Here is a 6,315-nt window from a genome sequence, read left to right as displayed (position 1 = left end):
TGCCGATCGAGGACGTGTTCTCGATCTCGGGCCGCGGCACGGTGGTGACGGGTCGCGTCGAGCGCGGCATCGTCAAGGTCGGCGAGACGGTGGAGATCGTCGGCATCCGGGCGACCACGACCACGACGGTGACGGGCGTGGAGATGTTCCGCAAGCTGCTCGACCAGGGCCAGGCGGGCGACAACGTCGGCGTGCTGCTGCGCGGCACCAAGCGCGAGGACGTGGAGCGCGGCCAGGTCGTGTGCAAGCCGGGTTCGGTGAAGCCGCACACCAAGTTCAAGGCCGAGGCCTACATCCTGACCAAGGAGGAGGGCGGTCGCCACACGCCGTTCTTCACCAACTACCGGCCGCAATTCTACTTCCGGACCACGGACGTGACCGGGGTATGCGAGCTGCCGGAAGGCACCGAGATGGTGATGCCGGGCGACAACGTGACCATGGACGTCACGCTGATCGTGCCGGTGGCCATGGAGGAGAAGCTGCGCTTCGCCATCCGTGAAGGCGGCCGCACCGTCGGCGCCGGCGTCGTCGCCGCCATCAACGACTGAGGTCTCGCCCGGCCCGACCCGTCGGGCCGCCGGCTGACCGTCAAGCGACCGGCGCCGGTCTCCGTCCCCGCGGAGGCCGGCGTCGTCGCGTCGGGCACCCGCCCGCCGAACCCGTCATCGCCGCCGGTTTGGCCACCGGTTTCGGGCCTCAGCCCCCTGAAAGTCCTGGCAAAGCGGTCGCAAACCTCTTGCAAGCGGCGCCGCGATCGGGCATTTGGCGGGACGCTAGGAGTGTAGCTCAACTGGTCAGAGCGCCGGTCTCCAAAACCGGAGGTTGCGGGTTCGAGTCCCTCCACTCCTGCCAGATATCTCACCCAACCCCGCGCGGTCGCCCCGGTCGACAAGCCGGCGGAGTTGCGCTAGAGCGGGCGCAATCCGAGATCTGAAGCGACCGTCGGTGCGGGCCCGTCCAGGCCCTCGGCGCCGGATGTTCGCGTTCCCGGAAGCAGGCCCTGCCTCGGGCTCGCGCACGCAAAAAACACTGGCGCCATGGCATCGAACGAAGCGACCAAGAAGGTGGATGTGGCGCGCGGCGCAGCTCGCGGTCCCGCGAACACGCCGCCGGCCCGTCCGGCCACGCCCGCCAAGGTGCCGCAGAAGCGCGTGACCCCGGGCGAGTTCTTCTCCCAGGTCCGCGACGAGGCCCGCAAGGTCACCTGGCCGTCCCGCCGGGAGACCACGATCACCACCATCATGGTGTTCGTGATGGTCGTGGTCACCAGCCTGTTCTTCACGGTGGTCGACCAGGCCCTGCGCTTCGTGGTCGGCCTCGTGCTCGGCCTCTGAAGGGCGATATCGATCGGGGGAGACCTCGCGGACTTGTCGGAGTTGAACGGAACCGTGTCGAAGCGCTGGTACATCGTCCACGCCTACTCGAACTTCGAGAACAAGGTCGCGCAGTCCATCAAGGACCAGGCGGCCCAGCGCGGGCTGACCGAGCTGTTCGACGAGGTGATGGTCCCGACCGAGAAGGTCGTCGAGGTGCGCCGCGGCCGGAAGGTCGATGCCGAGCGCAAGTTCTTCCCCGGCTACGTCCTGGTGAAGTGCGACCTGACCGACGAGGTCTACCACCTCATCAAGAACACCCCGAAGGTCACGGGCTTCCTCGGCGCCGACAAGTCGAAGCCGGTTCCGATCCCCGACGCCGAGGCCGAGCGGATCAAGGGCCAGGTCGCCGAGGGCGTCGACCGGCCGAAGCCGTCGATCGCGTTCGAGATCGGCGAGACCGTCCGGGTCGCCGACGGCCCGTTCGCGAGCTTCAACGGCACCGTCGAGGAGATCGACGAGGCCCGCTCCCGCCTCAAGGTGGCCGTGTCGATCTTCGGCCGCGCCACCCCGGTGGAGCTGGAATACGCCCAGGTCGAGAAGGCCTGAGCGACATCGGATTTCGGCGGTCGGTCTCCGGCCGCCCATCCTCTTCCGGCCGGTGCTGAGCATCGGCCGCGAAGCGGCCGCACCCCGCGCGGGGGCGGTCTCACCCGCGGAAGATCTGCCCGGCCTCGCCTCCGGGATCCACGGATCGCACCGCGACCTGCAATCGTCCGACCCGCCCGCGCTTAGGCAGCCCGGCGGCGGACGCAGTTTGGGAGTCATCCCATGGCGAAGAAGATCACGGGTTACGTGAAGCTTCAGGTCCCGGCCGGCGCGGCGAACCCGTCGCCCCCGATCGGTCCCGCGCTCGGTCAGCGCGGTCTCAACATCATGGAATTCTGCAAGGCCTTCAATGCGAAGACCGCGCAGATGGAGAAGGGCACCCCGATCCCGGTGATCATCACCGCGTATCAGGACCGCTCCTTCACCTTCGAGATGAAGCAGCCGCCGGTCACCTTCTTCCTGAAGAAGGCCGTCGGTCTGAAGATCGGCAAGAAGCCCGCTTCGGGCTCGAAGACCCCCGGTAAGGGTCCGTCCGTCGGCAAGATCTCCGAGGCGCAGCTGCGCGAGATCGCCGAGAAGAAGATGCCCGACCTCAATTGCGACTCGGTCGAAGCGGCCGTCGCCATGATCCGCGGCTCTGCCCGGGCCATGGGCCTCGAAATCACGGCCTGAGGGAGGACATCATGGCACGCGAAGGAAAGCGCATCCGCGCCGCCCGCGAGGGCATCGAGGTGACCAAGCTCTACCCGCTCGACGAGGCGATCAAGCTGGTCAAGGAGCGGGCGACCGCGAAGTTCGACGAGACCGTCGAGGTCTCGATGAATCTCGGCGTCGATCCGCGCCACGCCGACCAGATGGTCCGCGGCGTCTGCAACCTGCCGAACGGCTCCGGCCGGACGGTCCGCGTGGCGGTCTTCGCCCGCGGCGCCAAGGCGGACGACGCCAAGGCGGCGGGTGCCGACATCGTGGGCGCCGAGGATCTCCTCGAGATCGTCCAGAGCGGCAAGATCGAGTTCGATCGCTGCATCGCCACCCCGGACATGATGCCGCTGGTCGGCCGTCTCGGTAAGGTGCTGGGCCCGCGCGGCCTGATGCCGAACCCGAAGGTCGGCACCGTCACCATGGACGTGAAGAGCGCCGTCGCCGGCGCCAAGGGCGGCTCGGTGGAGTTCCGCGTCGAGAAGGCCGGCATCGTCCATGCCGGCGTCGGCAAGGTCTCGTTCGACGCCGACAAGCTCGTCGAGAACATCAAGGCGTTTGCCGACGCGGTCGCCAAGGCGAAGCCCGCGGGCGCCAAGGGCACCTATGTCCAGCGCATCGCCGTCACCTCGACGATGGGCCCGGGCGTGAAGGTCGAGCCGAACACGGTCCTGACCGCCTGAACCTCGACTCATCGCTCTCATGAAGCGCCCGGCCGGAAACGGCCGGGCGTTTTTCGTGCGCGAGGCGGCGGCCTAGTCTCCCGGCGGCGGTTCGATCCATCACGTTATTCTCAGCATTGAAGGGGGGCGCCATCCCGCACGGCTGTGCTAGATAGGCGCCATGCGCAGCACTGTCTCCGTCACGACCCGCCGACGCATCCTGTGCGTCTTCCCTGCCTACACGCCCTCGTTCGGGACATTCTCGCACGCCTACCCGCTGATGGGCGGCGTCAAGGCGTTCATGCCCCCGCAGGGCCTCCTGGTGATCGCGGCCTACATGCCCGAGAGCTGGGAGTACCGCTTCATCGACGAGAACATCCGGCGCGCCTCCGCCCAGGATTTCGCCTGGGCCGACGCCGTGTTCGTCTCCGGGATGCATATCCAGGAGGGCCAGATCCACGATATCGGCCGCCGCGCCCATGCGGCCGGCAAGGTCGCCGTGCTCGGCGGCCCCTCGGTATCCGGGGCACGCGAGAAATACCCGGATTTCGACTATCTCCATGTCGGCGAGATCGGCGACGCCACCGACCGGCTGATCGAGCGGCTCGATGCCGACGTCGCCCGGCCGACCCAGCAGGTTGTGTTCGAGACCGGCGAGCGGCTGGCGCTCTCGGATTTCCCGGCCCCGGCCTACGAGGCGGCCCCGCTCAAGCGCTACCTGATCGGCTCGCTCCAGTTCTCCTCCGGCTGCCCGTATCGCTGCGAGTTCTGCGACATCCCGCAGCTCTACGGCCGTCAGCCGCGGCTGAAGACCCCCGAGCAGATGTGCGCCGAGCTCGACGCCATCATCAGCCAGCCCGGGCATCCGGCGGTCGTCTACTTCGTCGACGACAACTTCATCGCCAACCGCAAGGCGACGCGCGAGATGCTGCCCCATCTCGTGGAGTGGCAGAAGAAGAACAACTACCCGCTCCAGTTCGCCTGCGAGGCGACGCTCAACATGGCCAAGCAGCCCGAGATCCTCGAGCTGATGCGCCAGGCCAACTTCATGACCGTGTTCGTCGGCATCGAGACGCCGGAGGCGGACGCGCTCAAGGGCATCGACAAGACCCACAACGCTGCCGTGCCGATGTACGAGGCGATCGAGACCCTCAATTCCTACGGCCTCGAAGTCACGTCGGGCATCATCCTGGGCCTCGATTCCGACAGCGACAAGTCGGAGCAGAACCTGATCGACTTCATCGACAAGTCGGCGATCCCGGTGCTGACCATCAACCTGCTCCAGGCCCTGCCCAAGACCCCGCTCTGGGACCGGCTGGAGCGCGAGGGCCGGCTGGTCCACGACGCGGCGCTGGAATCCAACGTGCTGTTCAAGCGCCCGCACGACACCGTCGTGGCGAGCTGGCGCCGGGCGATCGCCCACGCCTACGAGCCGGAGCAGCTCTTCTCCCGGTTCAAGCACCAGTGCCAGACCACCTACCCGAACCGGATCAAGACGCCGACCAAGGGCAAGCTCACCTTCACGAACCTGCGCCGCGGCCTGATCCTCGGCTTCAACATCATCACGCGGGTCGGGCTGCTCTCGGATTACCGCAAGCCGTTCTGGAGCGCCGCCGGCTACGCGCTCAAGCGCGGGCAGATCGAGGCGGTGTTCAACATGGGCTTCGTCGCCCACCACCTGATCCGCTTCACCCGCGAGGCCCTGCGGGGCGAGCACAACGCCTCGTTCTACGCCGCCAAGGCCGCCGAGGCTGAGGATGCGCGGCGGCGCTCGTGGTGGGAGAATGCCCGGCGCAAGCTGGCACCGGAGCGCGAGGCGGCCTAGCGTAACGGGTCGCCTGTGCGGGGCCAGGCAAGCCCCACCGACCTCGATCTCGATTCGATCCTGGAGCGCCGGCGCCCCAGGATCGAGCCTTTGCCTAGCATGAGGGGCCGCGCTGAACCCGACTGACCCTGCATCCGAAGCCGATCTCCCCCGCGGGCCCTTGCCTGCGGCGGAAAAGTCGCGCTTCAGCCCTTGGCAGGCGGCGTCCTAGCCTCTATACACCGCGCCTTACGCATTTCATCCTCACGGAAGGAGACGGCCAATCGGCCGGTTTCCGCATGAAATGTCGCCCGGGCAACCGGGTGGCGAAGGCCGGCAGGATCCAGAGGGCGCCAAGCCCTGCGGAGCCTTGTCCGGCCATGTCCTGTCCGAGACTGCAGGTGCCGGTTCGCCGGCTTAATCAAAGACCAGCCTGCACAGACGGGGAAGACCGAACTTAGGAAAAGCCTCGCTCCGGCAAACGCCGTAGAGAGGTGTCGGTTTGAACCAACTCGCCCGAAGCGGCCCCCAGGGGCACGTGCGGGGACAGGGCCGCGAAGCGTCGTTCGGACGTTCCCGGTCTCTTGAAGGCCGAGACGACGTCCGGGCGGCATGTGCAACCGGCGGGCCCGAGACCGGGTTCCGCCAACCGGAGAGAGCCCAGTGGACCGGACAGCAAAAGCTGACCTCGTCTCGACGCTCAACGGCGTGTTCAATCAGAGCGCCGTCGTCGTCGTGGCCCACTACAAGGGCCTCACGGTGGCCGACATGCAGAAGCTGCGTTCGCAGATGAAGCAGGCCGGCGCCACCGTGAAGGTCGCCAAGAACAGCCTCGCCGGCATCGCACTCGATGGTACGGACGTCGCCTCCATCAAGCCGCTCCTGAAGGGCCCGACCCTGCTCGCCTATTCCGGCGACCCGGTCGCAGCCGCGAAGGTCGCGGTCGATTTCGCCAAGACGAACGACAAGCTCGTGATTCTCGGCGGCGCGATGGGGAAGACAACCCTGAACCCGGACGGCGTGAAGGCGCTCGCCTCGCTCCCGTCCCTCGACGAACTGCGCGCCAAGATCGTGGGCCTCGTACAGGCGCCCGCGACCAAGATCGCCCAGGTCGTCAATGCGCCGGCGGCCAAGCTCGCCCGCGTGTTCGGGGCCTACGCCACCAAGGACGAGGCCGCTTGAGGCCCTTCAAAAACCAATCGTTCGAACCGATATCTGAGAGGAATTG

The 6,315-nt window shown here is 67.4% G+C and carries 7 protein-coding genes and 1 tRNA gene; all 8 read left to right on the top strand.

Going from position 1 to position 6,315, the window contains the following annotated elements:
• Positions 1-548, top strand: a 548-nt coding sequence (locus BMZ47_RS24550; RefSeq protein WP_244536927.1) for an EF-Tu C-terminal domain-related protein, incomplete at its 5' end; no start/stop codon positions are given.
• Between the two features lie 227 nt (positions 549-775).
• A tRNA-Trp gene (locus BMZ47_RS24545) sits at positions 776-852 on the top strand.
• Positions 853-1,037: 185 nt separating this feature from the next.
• Positions 1,038-1,334, top strand: a complete 297-nt coding sequence (gene secE / locus BMZ47_RS24540) for a preprotein translocase subunit SecE (RefSeq protein WP_007566058.1) — start codon at positions 1,038-1,040, stop codon at positions 1,332-1,334.
• A gap of 54 nt (positions 1,335-1,388) precedes the next feature.
• Positions 1,389-1,922: a transcription termination/antitermination protein NusG gene (gene nusG / locus BMZ47_RS24535; protein WP_007566056.1), complete on the top strand. Its 534-nt coding sequence runs from the start codon at positions 1,389-1,391 to the stop codon at positions 1,920-1,922.
• A 222-nt stretch (positions 1,923-2,144) separates the two neighbouring features.
• On the top strand, positions 2,145-2,594 hold the full coding sequence (gene rplK, locus BMZ47_RS24530; RefSeq protein ID WP_007566054.1) for a 50S ribosomal protein L11: 450 nt from the start codon (positions 2,145-2,147) through the stop codon (positions 2,592-2,594).
• An 11-nt stretch (positions 2,595-2,605) separates the two neighbouring features.
• Positions 2,606-3,304, top strand: coding sequence for a 50S ribosomal protein L1 (rplA, locus tag BMZ47_RS24525; RefSeq protein ID WP_007566052.1), 699 nt, complete (start codon positions 2,606-2,608; stop codon positions 3,302-3,304).
• A gap of 160 nt (positions 3,305-3,464) precedes the next feature.
• Positions 3,465-5,108: a B12-binding domain-containing radical SAM protein gene (locus BMZ47_RS24520; protein WP_007566051.1), complete on the top strand. Its 1,644-nt coding sequence runs from the start codon at positions 3,465-3,467 to the stop codon at positions 5,106-5,108.
• A gap of 642 nt (positions 5,109-5,750) precedes the next feature.
• Positions 5,751-6,269, top strand: a complete 519-nt coding sequence (gene rplJ, locus BMZ47_RS24515) for a 50S ribosomal protein L10 (protein WP_007566048.1) — start codon at positions 5,751-5,753, stop codon at positions 6,267-6,269.
• Positions 6,270-6,315: the final 46 nt, after the last annotated feature.

The sequence above is a fragment of the Methylobacterium brachiatum genome (assembly GCF_900113845.1).
GTDB classification, from domain to species: Bacteria; Pseudomonadota; Alphaproteobacteria; order Rhizobiales; family Beijerinckiaceae; genus Methylobacterium; species Methylobacterium brachiatum.
The sequence above is the reverse complement of the archived record's forward strand: the minus strand, read 5'-3'. Positions and strand labels throughout refer to the sequence as shown.

Excerpts from the sequence above, each read along its gene's own strand:
- secE (WP_007566058.1), top strand. The coding sequence starts at position 1,038 with ATGGCATCGAACGAAGCGACCAAGAAGGTGGATGTGGCGCGCGGCGCA.
- rplK (WP_007566054.1), top strand. The coding sequence starts at position 2,145 with ATGGCGAAGAAGATCACGGGTTACGTGAAGCTTCAGGTCCCGGCCGGC.
- rplA (WP_007566052.1), top strand. The coding sequence starts at position 2,606 with ATGGCACGCGAAGGAAAGCGCATCCGCGCCGCCCGCGAGGGCATCGAG.
- BMZ47_RS24520 (WP_007566051.1), top strand. The coding sequence starts at position 3,465 with ATGCGCAGCACTGTCTCCGTCACGACCCGCCGACGCATCCTGTGCGTC.